This window comes from Clostridium pacaense (assembly GCF_020709765.2).
Taxonomy (GTDB): domain Bacteria; phylum Bacillota; class Clostridia; order Lachnospirales; family Lachnospiraceae; genus Enterocloster; species Enterocloster hominis.
This window is the reverse complement of the sequence record NZ_JAJFEB020000007.1, coordinates 252,792-279,362: the sequence shown is the minus strand read 5'-3', so window position 1 is coordinate 279,362 and position 26,571 is coordinate 252,792. Positions and strand designations below refer to the sequence as shown.

Here is a 26,571-nt window from a genome sequence, read left to right as displayed (position 1 = left end):
TATAGATGTATTTTATTACAATCAAAAGAATGTTGGAAGTGTGCTTTTCAGCACACCCCAACATTCAGTATAGAACCAACTTTTTAAAGGTTCTGTTCACAGACTGGGAAACTCCGGGCACTTAACGGCTCCGGGGGCATCCGGGTTGAATTTGGACAGTAAGCCGGAGAGCCTCGTAAGGCAGTTGTCCAGTTCCTTCAGTTCCTGTTCTGAGAAACCCGACAGGCCTGCCACGGTACAGCTGAGCATGGCTTCCTTTAACTGGCTGACAATGGCGGCTCCGGTGGGGGTGATGTACAGATAGACCTGGCGTCTGTTCCTGGAATCATGCTCCCGTCTGACCAGGTCTTTTTCCTCCAGGTCATTGACCAGTTTGGTCAGCTGCTGCTTGGTGATTTCCAGCCGCGCAGCCAGCTCCGACATGGTGGGGGCGCTGCGGCCCGCCTGGTTTAACAGGATAAGGGCCTGGAAACCGACGGAGTTGGCTTTAATCTGGTTCTGCTGCTGATATTTGCTTTTCGCCAGATTAAAGAATGTGATGGTAAAATCCAGGAAATGTTCACCTACCGTCCTGTAATCCGGGGTATGGTCAGTCATGTTTATAAATACCTCCTCTGTCAGGGCGCGGATATCTGGTTGGAACCCTAGCTGGATCCACGCCTGTTCTCTGTACCCGTTGTACCATATTCCTGATTAAATGTCAATAAATATTAAAAGTAAATAAAGTTTTACAATAAAAGATTGACAAATATTGCTTTTCGTATTATCTTACAGATGGATGGCGGATGACACTGCAGTGCACGGAACTATGCTGCATGACCGGCAAAACAGTGCCGTCAGCCGTAATAGGCCGGTATCTAACCGGCGATACTATAGAAGAGTATGAAGAAGAAAAGGAGAACCTATATGGGTGTGAATGAAGACAATGGAAAGCGGGATATGAAGAACGGTCCAACCAAGAAACCGTTCATTTACTATTATTTCCTTGTCATCCTGATTGTCATGATACTGAACGCACTGGTATTCCCTATGATGGAGCATACCGTCGAGGTGCCGTACAGTGAGTTTATCACACAGCTGGATGCAGGCAATGTAAAAGATGTGTACATGAGCAGTGATGAGACGCAGATTCAGTTTTCCACCAAGGACCAGCAGTGGAATGTTGCTTCTTATAAGACAGGGCCCCTGCCGGGAGATAACCTGGCCCAGCGTCTGGAGACAGCCAAGAGTGAGGGGAAGGTGGACAATTACTCCAGGCAGATTCCCACCAAGGCGTCCCCGCTCCTCAGTTTCCTGATGTCATGGGTGGCCCCGATCCTGATGTTTGTAATCATCGGGCAGATTATGGGGCGTATGCTTTCCAAGCGTATGGGCGGCAACAACGCCATGACCTTTGGCAAATCCAATGCCAAGATTTATGCGGAGAATGAAACAGGAATCACGTTTGCGGATGTGGCGGGCGAGGAGGAGGCCAAGGATGCCTTAAAGGAAATCGTGGATTTCCTCCATAATCCCCAGAAGTATGCGGATATCGGCGCAAACCTTCCAAAGGGCGCCCTGCTGGTAGGCCCTCCGGGAACCGGTAAGACACTTCTTGCCAGGGCGGTGGCCGGAGAAGCCCATGTGCCGTTTTTCTCCATATCCGGTTCGGAATTTGTGGAAATGTTCGTGGGCATGGGCGCTGCCAAGGTCCGCGACCTCTTTAAGCAGGCCAATGATAAGGCGCCCTGTATTGTATTCATTGACGAGATTGATACCATCGGCAAGAAGCGTGACGGCGGCGGTATGAGCGGCAATGATGAGCGGGAACAGACCCTGAACCAGCTGCTGACCGAGATGGATGGATTTGACGGCAAGAAGGGGGTCGTGATCCTGGCCGCCACCAACCGCCCGGAATCACTGGACAAGGCACTCCTGCGTCCGGGCCGTTTTGACAGGCGTGTGCCGGTGGAACTTCCTGACCTGAAGGGAAGGGAGGCCATCCTAAGGGTACACGGACAGAATGTCAAGATGTCCGATGATGTGGACTACAGCGCCATTGCCAGGGCCACGGCAGGAGCCAGCGGCGCAGAACTGGCCAATATCATCAATGAGGCGGCGCTGCGGGCCGTACGCATGGGCCGCGGGGCAGTCGTCCAGGGTGATTTGGAAGAAAGCGTGGAAACCGTCATCGCCGGATATCAGAAGAAAAACGCGGTCATTTCCCAGGAAGAACGTAAAATCGTGGCATACCATGAGGTGGGGCATGCGCTGGTGGCTGCCTGCCAGACCCAGTCCGCACCCGTGCAGAAGATTACCATCATACCAAGGACCTCCGGCGCCCTGGGCTATACCATGCAGGTGGAGCAGGGAGAGCGGTATCTCATGAGCAAGGAGGAGGCGCTGAACAAGATTGCCACCTTCACTGGAGGACGTGCCGCGGAGGAACTGATTTTCCATTCCATCACAACGGGAGCGTCCAATGATATTGAGCAGGCCACCAGGATTGCCAGGGCCATGGTGACACGCTACGGCATGACCGATGAATTCGACATGGTTGCCATGGAGACAGTGACCAACCAGTATCTGGGCGGTGACACGTCCCTGGCCTGCGCGCCTGAGACAGCGAAACGCATTGACGAGCAGGTGGTGGGCATCGTGAAGGGGCAGCACGCCAAGGCCCTTGACATCCTCAGGGAAAATGAAGGAAAGCTGCATGAGATTGCCGCTTATCTTCTGGAGAAGGAGACCATTACAGGTGAGGAGTTCATGGAAATATTTAATAAGGAGCCGTCCGTCCATTGCAATTGACCTGGGGCTGTGCTATTCTGGAAGTATGGACAGGGTGGGGGCATGAATGCTTTCGCCCCTGTTGCATACAGACAGATGAAAGGCAGGAACAGGAATGGGAAAAATTTTGAACATGTTATATGCAGGGGATCTGCACCCCGCTGACTGTGTGATGCAGGATTCAGCGGATTACCAGGCCCTGTGCAGGGAATCCTTAAAGGAAGTGGAGTGCTTCACGGAGAAGCTGGACGCGGGAATGAAGGCGGAATTTGATACCCTGATGGAGCATTATCTGGAGCTTACTTATCTGGAAAAGACGGAGACGTTCAGTCATGGATTCCGTTTGGGCGCCGGGATTATGTGCGAGGTGTTCAGTGAAAATGGCCAGGCGCAGGCCTGAAATATAAGCGTAGCTTAAGAATATAAGGCGGGATTGGTGATAAATTAAACCAATCCCGCTTTATTGTGTATAAAATTGTTTTAAATAAATGGTTAATATTGACAATGATGGAAAAAGTGATATACTTAACTACGTATTTGTGTTACATTTTAACGGATAGGACATCGATGGAACGTCAGGGGCAATGGCAGCCAATACCTGACGTATTTTCGTCTGGATGTGCCTATATCCCAACTTCATGGAGGAGAGCATTATGAAATTACGTAAGTTAGTCAGCGTAGCAATGGCGGGTGTGATGACATTGTCATTGGCAGCCTGCGGCGGTTCCGGAACAGCAGATACGACCGCGGCGCCGGCAGCGTCCACAGAGGCGGCGGCAGACACCACTGCTGCAGAAGCAGGGGAGACAGAGGCCAAAGAGGCAGCGCCTGCAGGCGGTGTGGCAAAGGAAGATTTAAAGGTTGGTTTTGTATTCATCGGTGATGAGAATGAAGGCTATACGGCCGCACATTATAAGGGCGCCATGGAGATGAAGGATGCCCTTGGCCTGTCCGATGACCAGATTATCGTTAAATGGAATATCCCGGAGGATGAGACTGCTCAGGATGCGGCTATGGATCTGGCTGACCAGGGATGCCAGATTGTATTTGCCAACAGCTTTGGACATGAGTCCTATGTGATTGAGGCAGCTAAGGAGTATCCTGAGGTCCAGTTCTGCCATGCTACCGGTTTCCAGGCAGCATCCAGCGGACTGAGCAACATGCATAACTATTTCACGGCTATTTATGAAGCGCGTTACGTGTCTGGCGTGGTTGCCGGACTGAAGCTGAACCAGATGATAGAGGACGGGACCGTTGCAAAGGATGCCTGCAAGATTGGTTATGTGGGCGCTTATCCGTATGCTGAGGTTATCAGCGGATATACCTCCTTCTTCTTAGGCGTGCGCTCCGTATGCCCGGATGCCACCATGGAAGTTAAGTACACCAACAGCTGGGCCAGCTTTGACCTGGAAAAGGAAGCGGCAGACGCCCTGATTTCCGATGGCTGTGTGCTGATCAGCCAGCATGCCGATACAACCGGCGCCCCCACTGCATGTGAGGCAGCAGGCGTTCCATGTGTGGGCTACAACATTTCCATGATTGCAACGGCTCCTACCCAGGCCCTTACATCCTCCACAAACAACTGGGGTGCGTATGTGACCGAGGCCGTACAGCATGTTGTGGATGGAACCGAGATTCCGGTTGACTGGTGCAAGGGCTTCTCAGACGGCGCAGTGCTTATCACTGAACTGAACGAAGCAGCGGTTGCCCCGGGAACCAAGGAAAAGGTGGAAGAGGTTGAGGCCAAACTGGCAGCAGGCGAGCTTCATGTGTTCGATACCTCCACCTGGACCGTTAAGGGCGAGACACTGGATACATATAAGAAGGATGACGGCAATGAGTACATTTCCGACGGATATTTCCATGAGTCCGAATTTGCATCTGCGCCCGCATTCGACATACTGATTGACGGAATTAATACAATTGACAACTAATTTCCCGCAGGTACCAGGCTGGGTGAAGTTGTAAAAGCTGCAAAAGCGGAGCTATCTGACTGGCTCCGCTTTTTTCCACGGAGGCATTGGGGTGCATGGCGGGAATGGATTTTTAAACACGGACTGGTACAGCGCCCTGCCGCAAGCAAGATAAAAATAATATAAATGGAGGACTGCCGGGTGAGCGGAGAATACGCAATTGAACTGAAAAACATCACAAAACGATTCGGCAAGGTAACTGCCAATGACAAAGTATGCCTGTCTGTCAAGCGGGGGGAGATACTGTCCATCCTGGGTGAGAACGGAAGCGGGAAGACCACCCTCATGAACATGATATCGGGAATCTACTACCCGGATGAGGGGCAGATATATGTGAATGGAAAAGAGGTGGCCATCCGTTCGCCCAAGGATTCCTTTGCATTGGGAATCGGCATGATCCACCAGCATTTTAAACTGGTGGATGTCCTGACCGCGGCGGAAAACATCATCCTGGGCCTTTCGGGAAAAGAAATCCTGGACATGAAAAGCGTGGCGGCACGGATTAATGAACTGACGGGCAGATATGGCTTCGATCTGGACCCGGACCAGAAGATATACACCATGTCCGTATCCCAGAAGCAGACCGTGGAGATTGTCAAGCTCCTGTACCGCGGCGTGGACATCCTGATTCTGGACGAGCCCACGGCGGTCCTCACACCCCAGGAAACAGACCGTCTTTTCGCAGTCCTGCGCAACATGCGCGAGGCAGGCCATTCCATCATCATCATCACCCATAAACTCCATGAGGTGCTGGCGCTGTCAGACCGGGTTTCCGTGCTGCGCAAGGGCCAGTATATCGGGACCGTGCAGACAGCCGAGGCAACGGAGGAGTCCCTGACCGAAATGATGGTAGGCAAGAAGGTCAGCCTGAACATCGACCGCCCGGAGCCTGTCAATCCCCAGAAACGCCTGGAGGTACAGGGGGTCACCTGTTTGAATAAGGAAGGTGTCAGGACTTTGGACAACGCCACCTTTACCGCATACAGCGGAGAGATACTGGGGGTGGCCGGAATCGCGGGAAGCGGACAGAAGGAGCTTTTGGAATCCATTGCAGGCTTACAGCCCATGGAGTCGGGAACCATTACATATTATCCGCCTGAGGGCGGGGAGAAGAACCTGGCAGGCATGGCTGCTTCCGCCATCAGCAGGCTGGGCGTGAAGCTTTCCTTTGTGCCTGAGGACAGGCTGGGCATGGGACTGGTGGGTTCCATGGACATGACGGACAACATGATGCTCAGGGGCTACCGGAACGGCCGTCCTTTCTTTGCGGACAGGAAGACGCCCAGAAGCCTGGCGGAGCATATCATCGAGGAGCTGGAGGTGGTGACCCCGGGCGTCACCACGCCGGTGCGCAAGCTGTCCGGCGGAAATGTGCAGAAGGTCCTGGTGGGACGTGAGATTTCCTCCAATCCCAAGGTGCTTATGGTTGCCTACCCTGTGCGGGGGCTGGACATCAATTCATCCTATACCATCTACCATCTGCTCAATGAACAGAAGCAGCAGGGGGCGGCGGTCATCTGTGTGGGAGAGGACCTGGATGTGCTTCTGGAACTGTGCGACCGTATCCTGGTGCTGTGCGGCGGCCGGATAAGCGGTATCGTGGACGGCAGGACAGCCACCAAAGAGGGCGTGGGCCTGATGATGACAAAAGTAGGAGGTGACCAGAGTGAGTAAGGAAATGACAGCGATATCAGTAAAGGAACCTCTGATGCATATATCCAAACGTGACGGCATAGAGCCGTACAAGGCGTGGCTTATCAGGCTGGCGGCGGTACTCATATCCCTGATTGTCTGTGCAGGCGTTATCTTCGCGCTTACTGGCCTGAATCCCATTGAAGTGTACAAAGGGGTGTTTGACGGAGCGGTGGGAACCAAACGGCGTGTCTGGATGACCATACGGGACACCCTGGTCCTGTTGTGCATTGCAATCGGCATTACCCCGGCATTTAAGATGCGGTTCTGGAATATCGGCGCCGAGGGGCAGGTCCTGATCGGGGGCGTCACATCGGCGGCCATGATGATTTATCTGGGTAATTCCCTTCCGCCAATCCTGCTGTTCCCGCTGATGCTGGCGGGAAGCGCCCTGTCCGCCATGGTCTGGGCTGCAATCCCGGCATTTTTCAAGGCATACTGGAATACCAATGAGACACTATTTACACTGATGATGAATTATGTGGCAATGCAGGTCATCACATACTGCATTATCTTCTGGGAGAACCCAAAGGGGTCCAACTCGGTGGGCACCATCAACTCCGCTACAAAAGGCGGCTGGCTTCCCAAGCTTTTTGGGCTGGACTACGGGTGGAACCTGGTAATCGTCCTGGCTCTGACCCTGGCCATGTTCATTTACCTGAAATACAGCAAGCAGGGGTATGAGATTGCTGTGGTGGGTGAGAGTGAGAACACGGCCAGGTACGCGGGTATCAATGTGAAGAAGGTAATCCTTCGCACCATGGCCCTGTCCGGGGCTATCTGCGGCATTGCCGGTTTTATCATTGTAAGCGGCGCAAGCCACACCATATCCACCAGCACGGCGGGAGGACGGGGATTTACGGCAATCATAGTGTCATGGCTCAGCAAGTTCAATGCATTTGCCATGGTCCTGGTATCCTTTTTCCTGGTATTCATGCAGAAGGGCGCGGGGCAGATCGCGTCACAGTTCAACCTGAATGAAAATGCCTCTGATGTCATAACGGGAATCATCCTGTTCTTTATCCTGGGCTGTGAGTTTTTCATCAATTACAAAGTAGCGGTGCGCAGCAGGCGCAAAGACACACAGGCTTAGGAGGGAGGACAAGGATATGGGATTTTTAGTTATATTCATTCAGAAGGCCATTGGGCAGGGCATAGGGATTCTGTACGGCGCCCTGGGCGAGATCATGACGGAGAAGTCCGGCAACCTGAACCTGGGTATTCCCGGGATGATGTACATGGGCGGGATTGCAGGACTGATTGGTGCATTTTTATATGAAAATTCAGCGGGGACACCCAACGGCTTTGTGGGGATGCTGATTTCCTTCCTGTGCGCATTCGCATGCGCGGCCCTGGGCGGTCTGGTGTACAGTGTGCTGACCATTACGCTGCGGGCCAACCAGAATGTCACGGGTCTGGCCCTGACCACCTTTGGCGTGGGCTTCGGCAACTTCTTCGGCGGCTCCCTTGCAAAGCTGGCAGGCGGCGTGGGACAGATTTCCGTGGCGGTTACGGGCGCGGCTTACAAGACGCCGGTTCCTGGGCTTTCTAAGCTGGGAGTGGTGGGGCAGGTATTGTTTTCCTATGGATTCCTTACCTATCTGGCGGTCCTCCTGGCAATTGTACTGGCTTTCTTCCTGGGTAAGACCAGGAAGGGGCTGAACCTGAGGGCTGTGGGCGAGAGTCCGGCAACCGCGGATGCAGCGGGCATTAACGTGACTGCGTACAAGTACCTGGCCACCTGTGTGGGCGGCGGTATAAGCGGACTTGGGGGACTGTACTTTGTGATGGAGTATTCCGGCGGGACCTGGACCAATAACGGATTTGGCGACAGGGGCTGGCTGGCCATCGCACTTGTCATCTTCGCACTGTGGAAGCCGGTCAATGCAATCTGGGGTTCCATATTGTTCGGCGGCCTGTATATCCTTTATCTCTATATCCCGGGACTGGACAGGGGGGCCCAGGAGATTTTCAAGGCCCTGCCATATGTTGTGACCATTGTGGTGCTGGTGATTACCAGCTTGAGGAAGAAGAGGGAGTATCAGCCGCCTGAGAGCCTGGGACTGGCTTATTTCAGGGAGGAGAGGTAGGTTACGTCGAATGGACGCGGACGGGAGAGGGATTTTGTCCGTGGGAGGATTGGGATGGCGCTGCGGCCGTATGCTGCAGCGCCATTCGGCTCTTTTAAACTGCCAGGGGTGGGCGTCCGCTGTCGCTTCAGAAAAGGGAGCGCGGTGGTGCTGGTTTCTGGCAAAGAATGGCATGGGAGTTTTTGGGATGGCTTGACAAGGGGGATTATGCTGTTATGATTAGAAGCGGATGATTCCATAAGGATTTTGGACTATGGCCGGGTGTGGGCCGGAGAAAGGGGATGTGGGATGAAGTTATTGTTTCGGCAGAGGTTTTTCTCGTGGTTTGACAGTTACGATGTTTTTGATGAGGACGGCAGGACGGTTTATACGGTCCAGGGGAAATTGGCCTGGGGACACAGGCTGGAGATATATGACGCGCAGGGAAGGCATCTGGGTACTGTTAAGCAGGAGGTGCTTACTTTCTTGCCAAGGTTCCGGCTGTATGTGGGTGAACGGCTGGTGGGGGAGGTTTGGAAGGAATTCACGTTTTTCAGGCCGTCTTTTAAGATGGATGTCAGGGGATGGCATATTGCCGGGGATATCCTGGAATGGGATTATTACATAGAGGATGCCATGGGGAGACGGGTAGCGGGGCTGTCCAAGCAGCTGTTTAAGCTGACTGATACATATGTGCTTGAGATTGGGAACCCGGAAGACGCATTGTATGTGCTTATGGCGGCCCTGGCAATCGATGCTGCAAAATGTTCATCGGATAATTGACAGTGAGGCGGATGATTATGGAAATGAAAAATGAGATTTACCGTTATATGAAGGAGCTGGTTGCAATCCCCAGTATTTCCAACAGCAGGGAGGAACAGGCGGCAGGGGATTACATAAGGGAGGAACTGGGGCGGCAGCCGTATTTTAAGGCGCATCCTGAACTTACGGGAATGTATGGGCTGGAGGGGGATATCCTGTCCCGGGGGACCCCTTATGGGCTGGTGAAGGGGAGCACTTCAAGGACAGTTATCCTTACCGGGCATTATGATGTGGTGGATACTGAGGAGTATGGGGATTTCCGGCCCTATGCGTATGATGTGGAGGCGTGGAAGCTGGCGCAGGGAAAGGAACTGGAGGACCTGATGTCAATGCTGCCTGAGGAGGCCAGGGCGGATTTTGAGACAGGGGAATGGCTGTTCGGGCGGGGTGTCAACGACATGAAGGGGGGACTTGCGGTGGGCATGGCCCTGATGGACTGGTATGGGCAATTGATGCTGGAACATCCGGAACTGCCGGGCTGCCTTCTGTTTGCCGCGGTGGCGGATGAGGAGGCTTATTCAGCCGGTATGAGGGGGTCCATTCCGTTTTTTACGGGGCTGCAGGAACAGTTTGGCCTGGAGTATGGATGCCTGGTGGATCTGGAGCCCAGTTTTAATGAGGATGGCAGGCAGCAGATCTATATCGGGTCTGTGGGGAAGACCATGCCCGCGGTGCTGGTCCAGGGCGTGAAGGCGCATGTGGTGGATTGTTTCCGTGGATTGAACGCAATCGGGGTCCTGGCGGAAATGTTCATGCGCACGGAGCTGGCCCCTGAGTTTTCAGAACGATGGGAAGGGGAACCGTGTCCGCCGCCCACCTGGTTTAACCTGAGGGACCGCAAGGAAGGGTATGATGTGTCGGTGCCCCACCGGGCAGCGGGCTATATGAGCATGCTGGGGTTTGGGAAGACGGCGGATTCTGTCATGGGACGGCTTAAGGAGATTGGGCGGGAGGCATTTTCCTCTTATATGGAACGGATGGAGGCCCGGGAGGCAGCGGTCCGGTCCGGCGCAGCCCTGCCGGATGTGGATCTGTCCCGCTGTGTCATGGAGTACGGGGAACTGGTAAGGCTGTGCCGGGAGCGGCATGGGGAGGAGGCGGGAAAATGGTTCAGGGCGCTGTATGAGGATGCGGGGGAACGTATCCGCCTGGGCCAGTGGAACTATCCTCGGGCGACCTTGGAAATCATGGATGCAGCCCTGACCTATTCAGGGATTACGGCGCCTGTCATGGTGATTGCATTTGCACCGCCGTATTATCCGGCTTTTCACAGTGACCGCCTGCCGGGAAGGACAGGACAGGGAAGCGCGCTCTATGAAATGCTTCAAAAAGCATCGGGGGAGACCTGCGGTATCCGGCTGGGAAAACGCAATTACTGTTGTGGTATCTCGGATTTAAGTTACTGCGCAGGGCCGGATATGGAGGAGCTTAAGGCTTATGCGGCCAATGCCCCTCTGTGGGGGAAGCTGTATGGAATGAACCTGGACGCCATGTCCGTTTTCCAGGTTCCGGCCCTTCTGTTCGGCCCCGTGGGCAGGGATGCGCATCAGATGTCGGAGCGTGTCAATGCAAGGAGCCTGCTGGAAGAAGTTCCAGCAATCCTACAGCATTTTATCGAACAAATGTTTGCAAATGATGGTGGAATGTGATATACTTACGCCATACACTTTGGGGTGAGTTTTAAGTAAAGATTACTGATAAGAGACAAGGAGCATTTTGAATGGCAAAGCAGTACATTAAAATCCGCGGGGCCAATGAGCATAATCTGAAGAATATATCCGTGGATATACCGAGAAACGAGCTGGTGGTGCTGACCGGACTGTCCGGGTCCGGCAAGTCATCACTGGCTTTTGACACCATCTATGCGGAAGGGCAGAGGCGTTATATGGAGTCCCTGTCTTCCTATGCCCGCCAGTTCCTGGGACAGATGGAGAAGCCGGATGTGGAGAGCATAGAAGGGCTGTCGCCGGCCATTTCCATAGACCAGAAGTCCACGAACCGGAACCCGCGTTCCACGGTGGGTACCGTGACCGAGATTTATGATTATATGAGGCTTCTGTATGCCAGGGTGGGTATTCCACACTGTCCCAAGTGCGGCAAGGAGATACACAAGCAGTCCATTGACCAGATGGTGGACCATATCATGCAGATGCCGGAACGTACCAAGATTCAGCTTCTGGCTCCTGTTGTCAGGGGGCGTAAGGGCGAGCATGTGAAGGTTCTGGACCAGGCGCGCAAGAGCGGTTATGTGAGGGTGCGCATTGATGGGAACCTTTATGAGCTTTCGGAAGATATCAGGCTGGATAAGAATATCAAGCATAACATAGAAGTGGTAGTGGACCGTCTGATCGTGAAGGAAGGCATTGAAAAGCGTCTTACGGATTCCATTGAGACCGTGATGGCCCTCAGCGGCGGGCTTATGACCGTGGATGTGACGGACGGGGAACCGGTGAACTTCAGCCAGAGCTTTTCCTGCCCGGACTGCGGCATCAGCGTGGATGAGGTGGAGCCCAGAAGCTTTTCCTTTAACAACCCCTTCGGCGCGTGTCCGGAGTGTTTCGGACTTGGATATAAGATGGAGTTTGACGAGGACCTGATGATTCCCGACAAGTCCCTTTCCATTGATGACGGCGCCATTGTGGTGCTGGGATGGCAGTCCTGTACGGACAAGGGAAGCTTTACAAGGGCAATCCTCGAGGCGCTTTCCAAGGAATATAAGTTCCGTCTGGACACTCCTTTCCAGGACTATCCAAAGGAAATCCAGGACGTGATCCTGTACGGTACGGGGGGGAAGGAAGTCAAGGTACGCTATAAGAGCCAGAGGGGCGAGGGCGTGTATGACGTGGCTTTTGAGGGCCTGGTTGAGAATGTGAACCGGCGTTATAAGGAGACATTTTCCGAGGCATCCAAGGCAGAGTACGAAACCTATATGCGGATTACCCCCTGTCCTGCGTGTAAGGGGCAGAGGCTTAAGAAGGAGTCACTGGCAGTTACGGTGGGGGATATGAATATCTTCCAGGCCACCAATATGTCCATTGTGAAGTTCAAGGATTTCCTGGATGGACTGAAGCTTAGCAATATGCAGCTGGCCATTGGGGCGTCCATCCTCAAGGAGATACGGGCCAGGATTTGTTTCCTTATTGACGTGGGGCTGGATTATCTGTCCCTTTCCAGGGCAACCGGAACCCTGTCAGGCGGGGAGGCACAGCGGATCCGTCTGGCGACCCAGATCGGTTCGGGCCTGGTGGGCGTTGCCTATATCTTGGACGAGCCAAGCATCGGCCTTCATCAGAGGGATAATGACAAGCTTTTAAAGACCCTGATCCATCTGCGGGACCTGGGCAACAGCGTGCTGGTGGTGGAACACGACGAGGATACCATGCTGGCAGCGGACTGTATCGTGGACATCGGTCCCGGGGCAGGCGAACATGGCGGACAGGTAATTGCCATGGGTACGGCCCAGGAAATCATGGATAACCAGGATTCTGTGACAGGGGCGTATTTAAGCGGCAGGCTTAGGATACCTGTGCCGGCTGAGCGCAGGAAGCCCACGGGCTGGATTACGGTACGGGGGGCTGCTGAGAATAACCTGAAGAACATCAATGTGGATTTCCCACTGGGCGTCATGACCTGTGTCACAGGCGTATCCGGTTCCGGCAAGAGTTCACTGGTCAATGAAATCCTGTACAAATCCCTGGCCAGGAAACTGAACCGTGCAAGGACCATACCCGGCAGGCACAAGGGAATAGACGGCACGGAACAGCTGGATAAGATCATTGCCATAGACCAGTCCCCCATCGGACGTACGCCAAGGTCTAATCCGGCCACCTATACAGGCGTGTTTGATTTAATCCGTGATCTGTTCGCATCCACGGTGGATGCAAAGGCAAAGGGATATACCAAGGGACGGTTTAGCTTTAACGTCAAGGGCGGGAGGTGCGAGACCTGCAGCGGCGACGGAATCATCAAGATTGAGATGCATTTCCTTCCGGATGTATATGTGCCATGTGAGGTCTGCGGCGGCAAACGGTATAACCGTGAGACATTGGATGTGAAGTACAAGGGCAAGAGTATTTATGACGTGCTGGATATGACGGTGGAGGAGGCGCTTAAGTTCTTTGAGAATGTCCCCTCTGTCACCAGGAAGATACAGACCCTGTATGATGTGGGCCTGGGTTACATCAGGCTGGGACAGCCTTCCACGGAGCTGTCAGGCGGCGAGGCCCAGCGTATCAAGCTGGCAACCGAACTGTCCAAGCGCGGCACGGGCAAGACCATCTATATCCTGGACGAGCCTACCACGGGGCTGCATTTTGCAGACGTGCACAAGCTGATTGATATCCTCCGCAGGCTGTCTGACGGCGGTAATACGGTGGTGGTCATTGAGCATAATCTGGATGTGATTAAGACGGCTGATTATATCATTGACATCGGACCCGAAGGCGGTGACAAGGGCGGTACCGTGATTGCCAAGGGAACGCCGGAGGACGTGGCCGCGAATCCTGTTTCCTATACCGGAATCTATATTAAGAAATACCTGGACATGGACAGGCAGCATGAGGCAGGGATGGATTCATAGACAGGATGATGGCGCGGGCTTGGGCGGATTGGAGTTGAAGCCGGAAAACCCACATGGAAAATGGGGTTAGAAAAAAGTCTGAGAAAATTGTCGAAATTACTTGCTATTTGCGGCAGGGTGCCGTATAATATATTCATACGAAAGATAAAAAAGAGATTGTACTATTTTGTACAATCTCTTTCAATTTATGCGGATATAAATATTTTCTGATAAATTGGGTCATGGTATAGGGAGAGGTAGTTTGGATTTTAGGTTTTGGCGGGAATATCCAGAAAAGACATGACATGGAGGAAGAAATCTCATGGATAGAGAGATGATTATCGTTTTGGACTTTGGCGGTCAGTATAATCAGCTGATTGCGCGCCGCGTCCGCGAGTGCAATGTATACTGTGAAGTCCATCCTTACAATATGAGCCTGGACAGGATTAAGGAGATGAATCCCAAGGGAATCATTTTCACAGGTGGACCGGATGTGGTATTTGAAGACGGCGCTCCGCGCTGTTCCAGGGAGATATTTGAACTGGGGATACCGGTTCTTGGAATCTGTTATGGAGCCCAGCTGATGAGTTATCTGCTGGAGGGCGTTGTCAAGAAGGCGGTTGTCAGCGAGTATGGACACACGGAGGTGGATGTGGATACATCCAGCAAGCTGTTTGAGGGAGTATCGCCCAAGACCGTGTGCTGGATGAGCCATGGGGTCTATATCGCCCAGGTGCCTGCCGGATTCAGAATTACAGCCCATACGGAATCATGCCCGGTTGCAGGTATGGAGTGTGCGGAAAGGAATTTCTATGGGGTTCAGTTCCATCCTGAGGTAGTCCACACAAAAGAAGGAACCAGGATGCTGTCCAACTTTGTCTACAATGTCTGCGGTTGTTCCGGGGACTGGAAGATGGATTCATTCGTAGATACCACAATTAAGGCGCTGAGGGAGAAGATTGGAGACGGGAAGGTGCTGTGCGCGCTTTCCGGCGGAGTGGATTCCTCGGTTGCTGCGGTCATGCTGTCCAAGGCAATCGGTAAGCAGCTGACCTGTGTGTTCGTTGACCATGGCCTTTTAAGGAAGAATGAGGGGGACGAGGTAGAAGCCGTATTCGGCCCCGAAGGACAGTATGATTTGAACTTTATCCGTGTGAATGCCCAGGAGAGGTTCTATGCAAGGCTGAAGGGCGTGGAAGAGCCTGAGGCAAAGCGCAAGATCATAGGCGAGGAATTCATCCGTGTATTCGAAGAAGAGGCAAAGAAGATTGGCGCGGTGGATTATCTGGTTCAGGGAACCATCTACCCGGATGTGATTGAGTCAGGCCTCGGCAAGTCCGCTGTCATCAAATCCCACCACAATGTGGGCGGGCTTCCTGAGCACGTTGACTTTAAGGAACTGGTGGAGCCTCTCCGTCTGCTGTTTAAGGATGAGGTGCGTAAGGCTGGTTTGGAACTGGGGATTCCGGAATATCTGGTATTCAGGCAGCCATTCCCGGGTCCGGGCCTTGGCGTCAGGATCATCGGCGAGGTAACGGCTGATAAGGTAAGGATTGTACAGGATGCGGATGCGATTTACAGGGAAGAGATTGCAAAGGCCGGGGTGGATAAGGACCTGGGGCAGTACTTTGCAGCCATTACCAATATGCGCTCCGTGGGATGCATGGGTGATGAGAGGACGTATGATTATGCGGTTGCACTGAGGGCCGTGCTTACATCTGATTTCATGACCGCGGAGGCTGCGCAGATTCCTTGGGAGGTACTGGGGAAGGTGACCAGTAGGATTGTGAATGAGGTGAAGGGGGTTAACCGGGTGCTGTATGATTGCACGGGGAAGCCGCCGGCTACGATTGAGTTTGAATAGTAGTGTTCCCATCGCACCGGTTCCGTGTCTGTTGTCCAACCGAAAATAGAATAAAGTAATACACTGGCAGAGCCGACAGGATTTAAGATCCTGCCGGCTCTGTTTCTGTATCTGTCCCTATTCTATCCAATTATACTAAGGGCGAAAAAGGGAAGAAAAAATCTGAAACAAGTCAAAAACAACGTATTTTCAAGGTTTTATGAGTATTACAGTTAGATTCTGTATCCGTATCTAAGGTCAAATCTGCTGATGAAAACAGGAACTGAAACAGAAAAAAAACCAGAATCAGACACATCTAAACGTCTAAAATGCTGAAATAAAAAAGTCTATTTTAATCTGGACAAAAGGGTGATTTTCAATCGCACTTGAACAAGTAGACAGGGAGCCGGGAAGCCGCTTAAATGGCGAGACTTTCCGGCTCTTTGTGTGTGGTGTGATACCTGTTTGATACCTAAATAAACAATTTTAGTGTCATTCTATGATACCGCCTGTTTCGGTTTCTGTGAAAAAATAGGAAATATGATAAAACGAAATGCATCACGACCATCATCTTGTTGCTATTGCCATAAGCATATCTTAAGTTTGGACCCACTTGCGTATTACTAACTTGCGTAATAATTCTACTACTTTTGAGACAATAACTCTCCAACTCCAAAACCATCTTCATCAAAATTACAAGTAAGTATAAATTTTGAATCCATGGGAAACCTCCTGTCTGTTAATAAGACAAGTATGGTACAGACAGGAGGAAAAATGAAGCAGAACGGCATTTTGCTTTTTCCCTTTCATATAATTCTTCCAGAGAAACACGGCGATGATTGTAGTAAAGCGCTATGAACTGCATTTCGTGGTCACATTGTGGACATTTGAGTGGGTCATAGCCAAAAGACAGAAGGATGTCTTCGCGCCATTTCGTATAAGCCTTCATCAGACGGTGCTTGGATTTGGGGGACAGTTTTCCAAAGGGTTTTATCTTTTTCACGGTGCCTTGCATAGAGACCATAGTAACGTGTCATTTTAAAGTTTTTTTCGGGTATGTGCTGGATCAGAAGCTTTATAAAATCGATGGCAGGAAGTGTCATTTTTACAAAGGCATTATCTTCGTGACGGTTATAGTGAAACGTGACGTTGCTGCCATCATAGGAATCAATACGTTTTAGGGCAATGACGGGGCGTCCGAGATAACGGCTGATATATCTGATGACCGCATCCGAATCACATAGATTAGGTTTGGCATAAACATAAAACCCATTGATATCCTTACGGTAGATAAGAGCTTTTGTTTTTTTGAAAGAAGGTCCAATGCGTGATTCGAGAAGGTTGAGAAGTGCTGTCTGAAAGGACTTTCTTAAGAGGGTATAGTTAAAATGTTTGATGACACGCCAGAAGCCGTCATTAGAGAAACCGCCTTCGGTAATAAGGCAATGGATATGTGGATTCCATTGCAGGGGTCTCCCAAATGTATGAAGGACGCAGACAATGCCGGGAACAAAGTTTTTAGATTTGTTGAGGTTATGGAACATACGCAGAACAACACTGCGGACAGCCTGGAAAAGGCAGTCAAGGAGAGAACGGTCTTCCAGAAAGAAGTGCCGTAATTCTTCATCAATGGTAAAGACACAATGACGGTGAGTGCAGCGTATGAGTTTAAAAGCCATTTGAGTGGAACGTTCCTGGCAGTATTTAACGCCGCAGGTGGGGCAGAACCGGCTTTTGCAGCGAAAAGGAACGAACGTTAAGTTGCCGCAGTGCGGGCAGGCATACATGGCGCCGCCAAAAGAAGGGTCACCACAATGAATCATCTTAGAGATATTTTCCATTTCAACATCTCTGGGATGAAGTGAATATTGAATGATTTCGTAATTGTCTTTAAAAATCTCTTGTAAAATGTTCATGGGATAATTATGAATCAGATAGAAAGAAAAAGCAAGCCCACCCCTCAAGATTGAGGGGCAGGGGAGTTGAAGTGCCGAAGACACTTTTTCATATAATATAATAGGATAGTTGCCAAATGGAGATCATCCGATGGAAAAAGCCCGCAAAATGCGGGCAAAGCAAACAGACGATGGTTAAAAGTGGTCAATATAAAAACCTTATTCAAATTCATCGTCATACAGATTATCATCCTCTGTAAGGAATCCATGCATATCAAGCAGGTCAGAATCAGATATATTCCTGACCAGTAATGATGAGTACTGTCAGCCACAAAATGTCATCAAAAAAATAGACAAATAAACCAACATATTTTTGTGAAAATTCTATAATAAATATGCATCAAACATAAAAGTATTGACAAATGTGCTGTTGCTAAATATAATAAAGACATAGGACGTTCTACATATTTTGAGGAGGGAATAATGAATCAGACAAGAATGACCATACAAGGGGATAAATTTCTTATTAATGGGGAATTGACCTACAGTGAGATTGATGAATGCCCATACCGTGGCCTTCTCATGAATGCCAGATTCATCCAGGGTATTTACGATGACAGGACGGGACGGGAGCGCTATAACCGGTTTGGGAAAATATTTGACCCTGATGTTAATACGGATGAATTGATTCAAAGCCTGGTGGAATGGTATAAGGCTGGACTTAGAGCGTTTACAGTGGGAGTTCAGGGCGGAGGGCCCTGTTATACGATTCCTCTTGAGTCCATTGATAATAATCCATATGGCCATGATGGAAACCACTTGGATGAGGCATATCTGAAGCGTCTGTCAAGACTGATTGATGCAGCGGACAGGGTGGGGATGGTTGTTATAGTAAGCCTGTTTTACGGTGTACAGAGCCGGTACCTGACGGATGATGACGCAGTCGAACTGGCAACAGCTAACATATGCAGATGGCTGAAGGAAAAAGGATATACGAATGTAATCATTGAGATTGCCAATGAGCATAACATAAAGGCTTATGGGTGCCACAAGGTCCTGAGTCAGGAAAATGGTATACTCAGACTGATGGATATTGCAAGAAAGGAATCCGGGGGTCTTCCTGTAGGTTGCAGCGGTACCGGAGGATATTATTCGGAACGGATTGCCCAGGCATCAGATGTCATTCTGATACATGGAAATGCACAATCCAGGAATCTGCTTTATAATCTGATAAAAAAGGCAAAGTTAGTAAAACCGGCAAGGCCTATTGTGGTAAATGAAGATTCGCAGGCACTCAGTCAGATGAAGGTTACATTCCAAAACAGGGTATCCTGGGGTTACTACAATAACATGACAAAGCAGGAACCGCCCACTGACTGGGGAATCACAAAGGGAGAAGATGCATTCTTTGCCATGCGCATGGAAGAATATCTGACAGGTAAGGAAAGTGGGATTCCGTTTGAAGAACAGTTTTACCTTCAGGGCCTGGAACCGGGGATGGCATTCGAAGGAAAGCGGTTTATACGTCTGGCAAGCCTGTATCCGGAACAGATTGATTATGTGAATTTCTATAGGAATGGACAGCTATATGAACAAGCTTATGATGACCCGTTCCTAATTAATTACATAGAGAACTGGTGGCAGGGACCGGTGACCGGGATTGTCTCAGGAGAAGAGTGGAAGGCAGTAGTATATCTTCGTGACGGAAAATCCATAGAGAAGACCGTTATTATAGAATAAACTGTTTCATTATGTATGAAGTATTTTCCAATCCTGCAGATTTATGATATATTAAGTATTAAATGACAGTGAAAGGTCGGTAAAATCAGATGGCAGGTAATGGCAGGAAAAAGTTGGAGACGATTGGTCAGCAGACAATCGTAGATCAGATTATAAATACACTTACGGAATCCATCATAAGAGGAGATTATAAATCAGGTTCAAAGCTCCCAAGTGAATTTGAACTTATGGAGGAAATGCAGGTCAGCAGAAACTCTTTACGGGAGGCTATGAAGATTTTGGCTACAATGGGAATTGTGGAGATAAAACGCGGGGATGGAACCTATATCTGTTCCCAGGTAAACCCCACCTTGTTTGACAGGCTTGTTTACAGTATGATTTATGATGTGAGCAGCAGCGATGAGCTTCTGGAGCTGCGCCAGATTTTGGATGAGTCCACGGTACAGCTGGCAATGTCGAAAATTACATTGGAAGAAGTGGAAAAACTGCAGAACAGCATCAATGAAATGAGGGCTGCATGTAAGAACCAGGATGTGGAGCGGATGCAGACATGTGATTTGGAATTCCATATGCTTTTGATTGACAGCTGTAAAAATATCTTCTTCATCCGTATTTTGAAGAGTGTCTACAGTATCTTTGAAAAATCGATTGTGGAAAATGTCAAAAAGGAAACCGTTGATTCTAAGGCACCACTGTACCATCAAAGAATATTGGACTGTATTGTCAGCAAAGATTACAACAAAGTTCATGAAGTTGTAGAAGAGTCCTTGGCTACCTGGAGGGAAAGGGTTTGAATCAGGGATAAAACAAACCAGCAGTTTGTTTTATAGTCAAACACGTAGGACGTTCTACAATTAAAAATTAACGGAGGCCGCAGAATGGAGTATCTTGTTATTGACGTGGGTGGAACCAATACAAAATACGCGGTTATGACAGAGGACTGTGTTTTTAGGGAAAAAGGGAGATTTAAGACAATTACGGCTCCACTGGATCGGTTCATTCATTCGATTGTTTCCCTGTATGAAAAATTCAGGGAACGTGTCAATGGAATTGCACTCAGTATGCCCGGGATACTGGACAGCGAAGTTGGGTTTATGTATACTGGTGGAATGGTAACCTGTATCCATAACCTTAATATTGTGGAATTGTTATCACGCTACTGCCCGGTCCCCATCAGCGTTGAGAACGATGCTAAATGCGCAGGCATGGCCGAAATCTGGAGGGGGTCCCTTATGAGCTGCAGGGATGCGGTCGTGGTGGTCTGCGGCAGCGGCATTGGCGGGGCTGTCATAAAGGACCGCAAAGTAGTAAAAGGAGTCCATCACATGGCAGGAGAATTCAGCTATCAGCTGACCACGGCAGAGGAGCCATATGGTGAAAGACGGATGTTCGGTTTCTCATCCGGGATTGCCTCCCTCATAGAACTGGCTTCCAGTAAAATGGATATGCCCCGGGAGGAACTTGACGGTGAGGTCATTTTCCGGGACGCATCAAATGGAAACAGGCAAGCCATTGAAGCGGTGAGGGAATATGCCAGACGGATTGCGGTGCAGATAACCAATTATCAGTTTATCCTGGACCCTGAGAGAATTGCGGTGGGCGGCGGAATCAGTATACAGCCACTGTTCCTGAAGCTTTTAAAGGAAGAATTGGTGAAAATTAATCGGTTGTATGAAAAGTGGCAGATTCCCATGCCGGAAGTGGTGGCTTGCCGATATTATAATGATTCAAATTTAATTGGCGCGTTATATGTACATTTAAGTACAGTAGATGAGGGAGTAGTGCTGGAAAATAAGGAAAGGGAATAGGTGAAGACATGTTTCCAGAGAATTTTTTATGGGGCGGCGCTGTCGCAGCGAATCAGTGTGAAGGTGCTTTCCTGGAGGATGGTAAGGGTTTGTCAATACAGGATGTCCTGCCAGCAGGGGCAATGGGGGATAGAACGGACCGGCCCACGGATGATAACCTTAAATTGGTAGGCATTGATTTTTATCATCGATATAAAGAAGATATCAGGCTCTTTGCGGAAATGGGGTTTAAAGTATTCCGTACTTCCATTGCGTGGAGCCGGATATTTCCCAGGGGGGATGAAGAGCAGCCGAATGAGAGCGGTCTTAGGTTCTATGATGATATATTTGATGAATGCAGAAAATATGGAATGGAACCCCTTGTGACCATATCGCATTATGAGACACCGCTATATCTGGCAGAAACGTATAATGGGTGGACAAGCCGCGATTTAATTGGATTTTACGAGCATTATGCAAGGACAATATTTGAGCGGTACGGGGATAAGGTAAAATATTGGCTTACATTTAATGAGATAAATTCTGTTCTGCATTCTCCATTTATGAGCGCCGGAATAAACACTCCCATGGGGCAGCTGACTGAACAGGATTTATTCCAGGCAGCACACCATGAACTGGTAGCCAGCGCGCTGGTTACAAAATTAGCCCATGAAATTATGCCGGATGCGAAAATTGGCTGCATGATTTTAAGCATGCCAACCTATCCCTTGACACCGTCTCCTGATGATGTGATTGCAGTCATGGAGACAGAACACAAAAATTACTTTTTTGCGGACATCCATGTGCGGGGTATATATCCAGGATACATGAAGCGGTATTTTAAGGAAAGGAATATCCAGATTCAATTTGCAGAAGGGGATGTTGACATCCTGAAGAATACAGTGGATTTTGTATCATTCAGCTATTATATGAGTTCCTGTGCATCTGCGGGTAAAGTGCATCAGAAGGGAAGCGGAAATCTGCTGGAAGGCATCCCTAACCCATTGCTGCCGACATCTGAATGGGGGTGGCAGATAGACCCCAAGGGACTCCGGTATACCTTGAATATGTTCTATGACCGCTACCAGAAGCCCCTTTTCATTGTTGAGAACGGACTGGGGGCCATTGACCGGCCGGCAACAGACGGAAACGGCGGGATGCGTATTGAGGATGATTATCGGATTGATTACCTGAGGGAACATCTGCTTCAGGTCGGGGAGGCAATTGAGGATGGTGTGGAAGTGATGGGATATACCACATGGGGATGTATTGACCTTGTCAGTGCTTCAACGGCACAGATGAGTAAGCGGTATGGGTTTATCTATGTGGACCGGAATGATGATGGGACCGGGACATTAGAACGGTATAAGAAAAAGTCGTTTTATTGGTATAAGGATGTCATAAGTACGAACGGAGAATCATTAATCGGAGCAATATAAGCAGATTATATCAGGAGGAGAAGAAAATGTTAAAAAAGGTAAGGAAGTTGACAGCGGTTCTAATAGCAATGGCAATGGGGCTTACAGCCTGTGGCGGCGTGTCTGGTGATGGCGAAGCCGGGGGGAAGACAGAAGGGACTGTGATTTCAGCGGGGAAAGAAGGAAAGGAAACCGTGAGGATAATTATTCCGGGTTTGAGCGAAACGTCTACCATTGACCCTGTATCAGGACTTGAAACCAAGGGATTAAGTGAGTTCCAATCATTTTTAAATGAGCACATACCGGACTATAACATTGAGTTATTGACCATTGCCTGGGATGGCTGGATTCAGAGTATGGAGGCCATGCTGACTTCCGGAGAAGCGGATGTGGGGATTTTTACAAATCAGGAAGCCGTTCCAAGTTGGTATACTGATTTGACACCGTATCTGGAAGCGGATAAGGATGTGAACTTGGATAATCTGTCAGATTGGTTCATTGACCCTGCCGTGCATTATACAAGGTATAAATCCTTTAACCATCCGGAAGAAAGCGGTAAGATATACGGATTGCCACTGACCATTTCCTGCGCAATGATCATATATGATAGTCAGCTCTTTGAAGAATGGGGGGTGGATGAACCCAATGAGGATATGTCCTTTAGCGAATTGGTTGATTTAGCGGAGAAAATGACCGGTACGAATCCTGTGACCGGTAAGAAAAATTACGGTGCGTACCTCTATCCGGAGTGGACGGAATGGTATTCACTGAGCTATGATGCACAGAAGCCGTTTTTTAGTGACACTATGGATATCAATGAGCTGGATATGGATGAGTATGTAGAAAGCATTAAAACCTCACCGGAACTGAAATTATTCTTTACTGACTTCATACGGCTTGTGGATTGCTGTAACGAAGCAGTTGCCACCGGAAATGGGGCCGAGAACTGGTTTACACCAGATAATGATATTGCAATCAACTTTAACTGCAGCAAGGGGACAAAGCCGTATATGCAGTATGTCTATGCTGAGGATAACGAAATTACAGACCGGTATAAGCCGCTGATGATTCCAGAAGGTGCAAATGGGGAAGGTTTCCCTGAATTCTATCGTCTGGCGATTGCTCAGAATGCAAAGAATCCGGATGCTGCCTGGGATGTGGTTAAGCATATTGCAACGGATAAGGATATCATCGAATTCTATCTGATTAATTATCAGAGGGATAAGGTGCCGTGTCTGAGGGATACATCCGGCATGGGTATGATGGATAATGAAATCAACCAGAAGAGACAGGATTACCAATTGGAGAACATGTTTATTACCGATGATTACTGGTATTGGAGAACCGCAATGCAGAAGGTAAATAACCAGCTTTTATCTAAACAGTACACCGCGGATGAAGTTGTGGACGTGTATTATGGTGAAGTAAAAGCATGGGTTGATAACATCAAGAGGCAGGCTGGGAATTAGTGAACCTGTAGATTCATAGAAGGGCAGAGGGCTAATGCGTCCTCTGCTGAGTGAGGATAGCTTATGAGGAATGTAAAAATCAAAAGATATGTCAGTTGGTATGTTCTAATCCTGATTCCAATCATAGGAACACTAGTATTTAATTTTTATCCGCTGCTTCAGACCTTTATCACAAGCCTACAGAACATGAATGGCAAGTTTATCGGCCTTACCAATTACCGTATCATGTTTGCCAGCGGTGAGTTCAGGCAGACCGTCATCAACACACTTTACATGGCAGTTCTGGGAGTGGCCTTCAATATTCCTCTGGCCTTTATTATCGCCAGTCTGTTGAATAACATTGGAAGGGGTAAAGGTGTCTACCGTGTAATCTTTTTGCTGCCTATGGTAATGTCAATGGTAACGGTGGTAACACTTTTTAAATATCTGATGCTGCCCAATGAGGAGGGCATTTTTAACTATATCATCGGTTTTCTCGGACTTGAGCCCAGCTTATGGTTAAATGGTCCCGGTACGGCCAGGGAGTCGGTGGTATTCATAGCCGTTTGGAAAGGAATCGGGTACAATATCATCCTGTTCTTTGCAGGTCTCCAGGGAATTCCGGTGGATATGTATGAGGCAGCGGAGATTGATGGGGCTAACAGCTTTAAGAAATGGCTGTATATTACAATACCTGCTTCCAAGAGTACATTCACATTTGTTCTGATTACATCCACGATTGCCGCATTAAAGCGTTTTACGGAAGTTTATGCGGTCAGTATGGAGACCGGTAATCCGGCAGGGACCCTGGAAACACTGCTACTGTATATTTATAAGAATTCCTTCTCCACCTTGAACTATAAGGATGAGGGTCTGGCAGGCGCAGCATCTGTCATCCTGTTCCTGATTATACTGGCAGCCACTTTGCTGAACAGCCATCTGACTAAGGATAAGGATACAAAACCTCATAAACTGGGGAAGAAGGAGGCAAAGGCATGAAAACCCATAGAAAAAAAGTTAAACCATCCATCATAGCAAGCTATATCCTATTGTCCCTGCTGGCCCTGGCTATCGTGGTTCCATTCTTCTGGTTTGTATCAACCAGCTTTGATTATGTGAAGTCTTATTCCCTCAGGTTTCCTCCGAGACTGTGGCCAAAGGAGTTCAGCACTTTTAACTATAAGATGGCTCTTGCCAACATACCAATCCTCAATTATCTGAAGAACACCATCATTATTGTTATTTTGAGTGTGTCCCTCAATGTAATCACATCAACAGTTGCTGGCTTTGTTATCTCCAAAGGCAGGTTTCCAGGCAAGAGCCTCATTCTACTGGTTATCCTTTCGAACATGATGGTTCCTTTTGAATCCAAACTGCTGCCTGTATATTCCATTATCCGGAATATGGGGTTGAATAACACATTCCTGGGTGTAGTTCTACCCAATATCATGACAAATGCCATGTATATATTTTTTGTCAAAACATATTGTGACAGCCTGCCGGATGACCTGTATGAGGCCGGTCGTGTGGATGGAGCAAACCTGGTTAGGATTTACAGGCAGATTTACCTTCCGCTGCTGACACCAATCATTGCCACGATTGTAGTTCTGGATTCAATCAATGTGTGGAATGATTTGCTGTGGCCCATGATAGTCATGACGAAACAGAGTAATTATACGGTCCAGATAGGACTGCAGATATATAACTCAGGGTCGGCGGGGACAACCCATGCGGGAACAGCTTTAGCCCTGTCGGTCATCAGCATTATTCCATTATCAATCATTTATATTTTCTGCCAGAAATATATTGTGCAGAGTATTGCATTTTCCGGGATGAAGCAGTGAGGAACAGTATTACACTAAAATAAATCAAGAAAACAGAGGTCTGAAAAAATGAAGAAAACGCTATATACAATCAATACGGTAAATAATTTCATGGATATAATCTATAAGCCTTTTGGTGAACCCTTCAAGGAGCAGACAGAAGGACTGGAGATTTATAATATTATGGACGACAGTTTGTTAAAGGAAACACTTGATAATGGGGGTGTTAACGCGGATGTATGCAACCGGATGCTCAACTATGCCCAAGCAGCCCAGTCTTCAGGAGCAGATGCAATCCTAACCACCTGTACTTCGGTCAATGAGGCGACCAAGTATATTAAAAAGTTCATCCATATTCCTGTCATGAATATCGAAGAGCCGGTAGCTGATATGGCAGTGGAAAATGGAAAAAGAATAGGAATTTTAGCCACTCTGCCAACAAGCCCGGCTGCCATTGGACGGGTGATTAAGGAAAAAGCGGCTGAGCAGGGAAAAGAGATTGAATTGCTCAATGTGGTTGTGGATGGCGCCTTTAACGTGCTTTGCAGCGGTGACAGGGAGCGCCATGACCAGATGGTGTGTGAGGCACTTTATAAACTGTCAGAGGAAGTGGACGTGATTGCATTTGCACAGATTTCCATGAGTCTGTTAAAGCATGATGAGGTAAAGGTGCCAATCTATAAGATTGGGACATCTGGATTTAAGAAGATTTATAGTATGATGAAATAATAGAG

Annotated in this window: 20 protein-coding genes and 1 pseudogene; 19 read left to right on the top strand and 2 right to left on the bottom strand. The window is 49.1% G+C overall.

Features of this window, described 5'->3' with window-relative positions:
* Nucleotides 1–96: 96 nt before the first annotated feature.
* Nucleotides 97–597: a MarR family winged helix-turn-helix transcriptional regulator gene (locus tag LK536_RS44100; protein WP_227796043.1), complete on the bottom strand. Its 501-nt coding sequence runs from the start codon at nucleotides 595–597 to the stop codon at nucleotides 97–99.
* A gap of 309 nt (nucleotides 598–906) precedes the next feature.
* Between LK536_RS44100 and ftsH the strand changes: the two genes are divergently transcribed.
* The 11 genes from ftsH to guaA all read left to right on the top strand — a co-directional run bounded on the left by ftsH (nucleotide 907) and on the right by guaA (nucleotide 15,747).
* Nucleotides 907–2,790, top strand: a complete 1,884-nt coding sequence (ftsH, locus tag LK536_RS44095) for an ATP-dependent zinc metalloprotease FtsH (RefSeq protein WP_025486205.1) — start codon at nucleotides 907–909, stop codon at nucleotides 2,788–2,790.
* A 94-nt stretch (nucleotides 2,791–2,884) separates the two neighbouring features.
* Entirely contained in the window at nucleotides 2,885–3,169 is a 285-nt protein-coding gene (locus LK536_RS44090) for a DUF6809 family protein (protein ID WP_227796044.1), read from the top strand.
* A gap of 253 nt (nucleotides 3,170–3,422) precedes the next feature.
* Complete coding sequence (locus LK536_RS44085) at nucleotides 3,423–4,703, top strand: BMP family ABC transporter substrate-binding protein (RefSeq protein WP_040379992.1); 1,281 nt, start codon at nucleotides 3,423–3,425, stop codon at nucleotides 4,701–4,703.
* Between the two features lie 165 nt (nucleotides 4,704–4,868).
* Nucleotides 4,869–6,416 (top strand): ABC transporter ATP-binding protein, encoded by a 1,548-nt coding sequence (locus LK536_RS44080; RefSeq protein WP_235712154.1) that lies wholly within the window; start codon nucleotides 4,869–4,871, stop codon nucleotides 6,414–6,416.
* Entirely contained in the window at nucleotides 6,409–7,527 is a 1,119-nt protein-coding gene (locus LK536_RS44075) for an ABC transporter permease (protein ID WP_227796046.1), read from the top strand. Before LK536_RS44080 ends, LK536_RS44075 begins: the two co-directional genes overlap by 8 nt.
* Before the next feature lie 16 nt (nucleotides 7,528–7,543).
* Nucleotides 7,544–8,524: an ABC transporter permease gene (locus LK536_RS44070; protein ID WP_130789746.1), complete on the top strand. Its 981-nt coding sequence runs from the start codon at nucleotides 7,544–7,546 to the stop codon at nucleotides 8,522–8,524.
* Nucleotides 8,525–8,534: 10 nt separating this feature from the next.
* Nucleotides 8,535–8,720 (top strand): hypothetical protein, encoded by a 186-nt coding sequence (locus LK536_RS44065; protein WP_506092159.1) that lies wholly within the window; start codon nucleotides 8,535–8,537, stop codon nucleotides 8,718–8,720.
* A 92-nt stretch (nucleotides 8,721–8,812) separates the two neighbouring features.
* The gene (locus LK536_RS44060; RefSeq protein ID WP_008718746.1) at nucleotides 8,813–9,286 is read left to right on the top strand and encodes an LURP-one-related/scramblase family protein; all 474 of its coding nucleotides are present in this window, start codon (nucleotides 8,813–8,815) and stop codon (nucleotides 9,284–9,286) included.
* A 17-nt stretch (nucleotides 9,287–9,303) separates the two neighbouring features.
* Nucleotides 9,304–10,974, top strand: coding sequence for a M20/M25/M40 family metallo-hydrolase (locus tag LK536_RS44055; RefSeq protein WP_227796047.1), 1,671 nt, complete (start codon nucleotides 9,304–9,306; stop codon nucleotides 10,972–10,974).
* A gap of 71 nt (nucleotides 10,975–11,045) precedes the next feature.
* Nucleotides 11,046–13,904 carry an excinuclease ABC subunit UvrA gene (gene uvrA, locus LK536_RS44050; protein WP_227796048.1) on the top strand — a complete coding sequence of 953 codons (2,859 nt, stop codon included), beginning with the start codon at nucleotides 11,046–11,048 and terminating at the stop codon, nucleotides 13,902–13,904.
* 301 nt (nucleotides 13,905–14,205) lie between these two features.
* The gene (guaA, locus tag LK536_RS44045; RefSeq protein ID WP_008718741.1) at nucleotides 14,206–15,747 is read left to right on the top strand and encodes a glutamine-hydrolyzing GMP synthase; all 1,542 of its coding nucleotides are present in this window, start codon (nucleotides 14,206–14,208) and stop codon (nucleotides 15,745–15,747) included.
* A gap of 718 nt (nucleotides 15,748–16,465) precedes the next feature.
* Here guaA and LK536_RS44040 read toward each other — a convergent pair.
* Nucleotides 16,466–17,642 (bottom strand): annotated as a pseudogene (locus tag LK536_RS44040) (IS91 family transposase).
* Nucleotides 17,643–18,104: 462 nt separating this feature from the next.
* Here LK536_RS44040 and LK536_RS44035 point away from each other — a divergent pair.
* The 8 genes from LK536_RS44035 (at nucleotide 18,105) to LK536_RS44000 (ending at nucleotide 26,566) form a co-directional block, all read left to right on the top strand.
* Nucleotides 18,105–19,361: a glycoside hydrolase family protein gene (locus tag LK536_RS44035; protein WP_227796050.1), complete on the top strand. Its 1,257-nt coding sequence runs from the start codon at nucleotides 18,105–18,107 to the stop codon at nucleotides 19,359–19,361.
* Between the two features lie 89 nt (nucleotides 19,362–19,450).
* The gene (locus tag LK536_RS44030) at nucleotides 19,451–20,155 is read left to right on the top strand and encodes a FadR/GntR family transcriptional regulator (RefSeq protein WP_227796051.1); all 705 of its coding nucleotides are present in this window, start codon (nucleotides 19,451–19,453) and stop codon (nucleotides 20,153–20,155) included.
* An 84-nt stretch (nucleotides 20,156–20,239) separates the two neighbouring features.
* A complete protein-coding gene (locus LK536_RS44025; protein WP_227796052.1) occupies nucleotides 20,240–21,169 on the top strand; it encodes an ROK family protein in 930 nt (309 codons plus the stop codon).
* A gap of 8 nt (nucleotides 21,170–21,177) precedes the next feature.
* Complete coding sequence (locus LK536_RS44020; RefSeq protein WP_227796053.1) at nucleotides 21,178–22,587, top strand: glycoside hydrolase family 1 protein; 1,410 nt, start codon at nucleotides 21,178–21,180, stop codon at nucleotides 22,585–22,587.
* 26 nt (nucleotides 22,588–22,613) lie between these two features.
* A complete protein-coding gene (locus LK536_RS44015; RefSeq protein ID WP_227796054.1) occupies nucleotides 22,614–24,035 on the top strand; it encodes an ABC transporter substrate-binding protein in 1,422 nt (473 codons plus the stop codon).
* Between the two features lie 186 nt (nucleotides 24,036–24,221).
* The gene (locus LK536_RS44010; RefSeq protein WP_506092158.1) at nucleotides 24,222–25,013 is read left to right on the top strand and encodes an ABC transporter permease subunit; all 792 of its coding nucleotides are present in this window, start codon (nucleotides 24,222–24,224) and stop codon (nucleotides 25,011–25,013) included.
* On the top strand, nucleotides 25,010–25,858 hold the full coding sequence (locus LK536_RS44005; protein WP_227796056.1) for a carbohydrate ABC transporter permease: 849 nt from the start codon (nucleotides 25,010–25,012) through the stop codon (nucleotides 25,856–25,858). The genes LK536_RS44010 and LK536_RS44005 overlap by 4 nt, the downstream gene beginning before the upstream one ends.
* Nucleotides 25,859–25,906: 48 nt before the next feature.
* Nucleotides 25,907–26,566 (top strand): aspartate/glutamate racemase family protein, encoded by a 660-nt coding sequence (locus tag LK536_RS44000; RefSeq protein WP_227796057.1) that lies wholly within the window; start codon nucleotides 25,907–25,909, stop codon nucleotides 26,564–26,566.
* Nucleotides 26,567–26,571 lie beyond the last annotated feature (5 nt).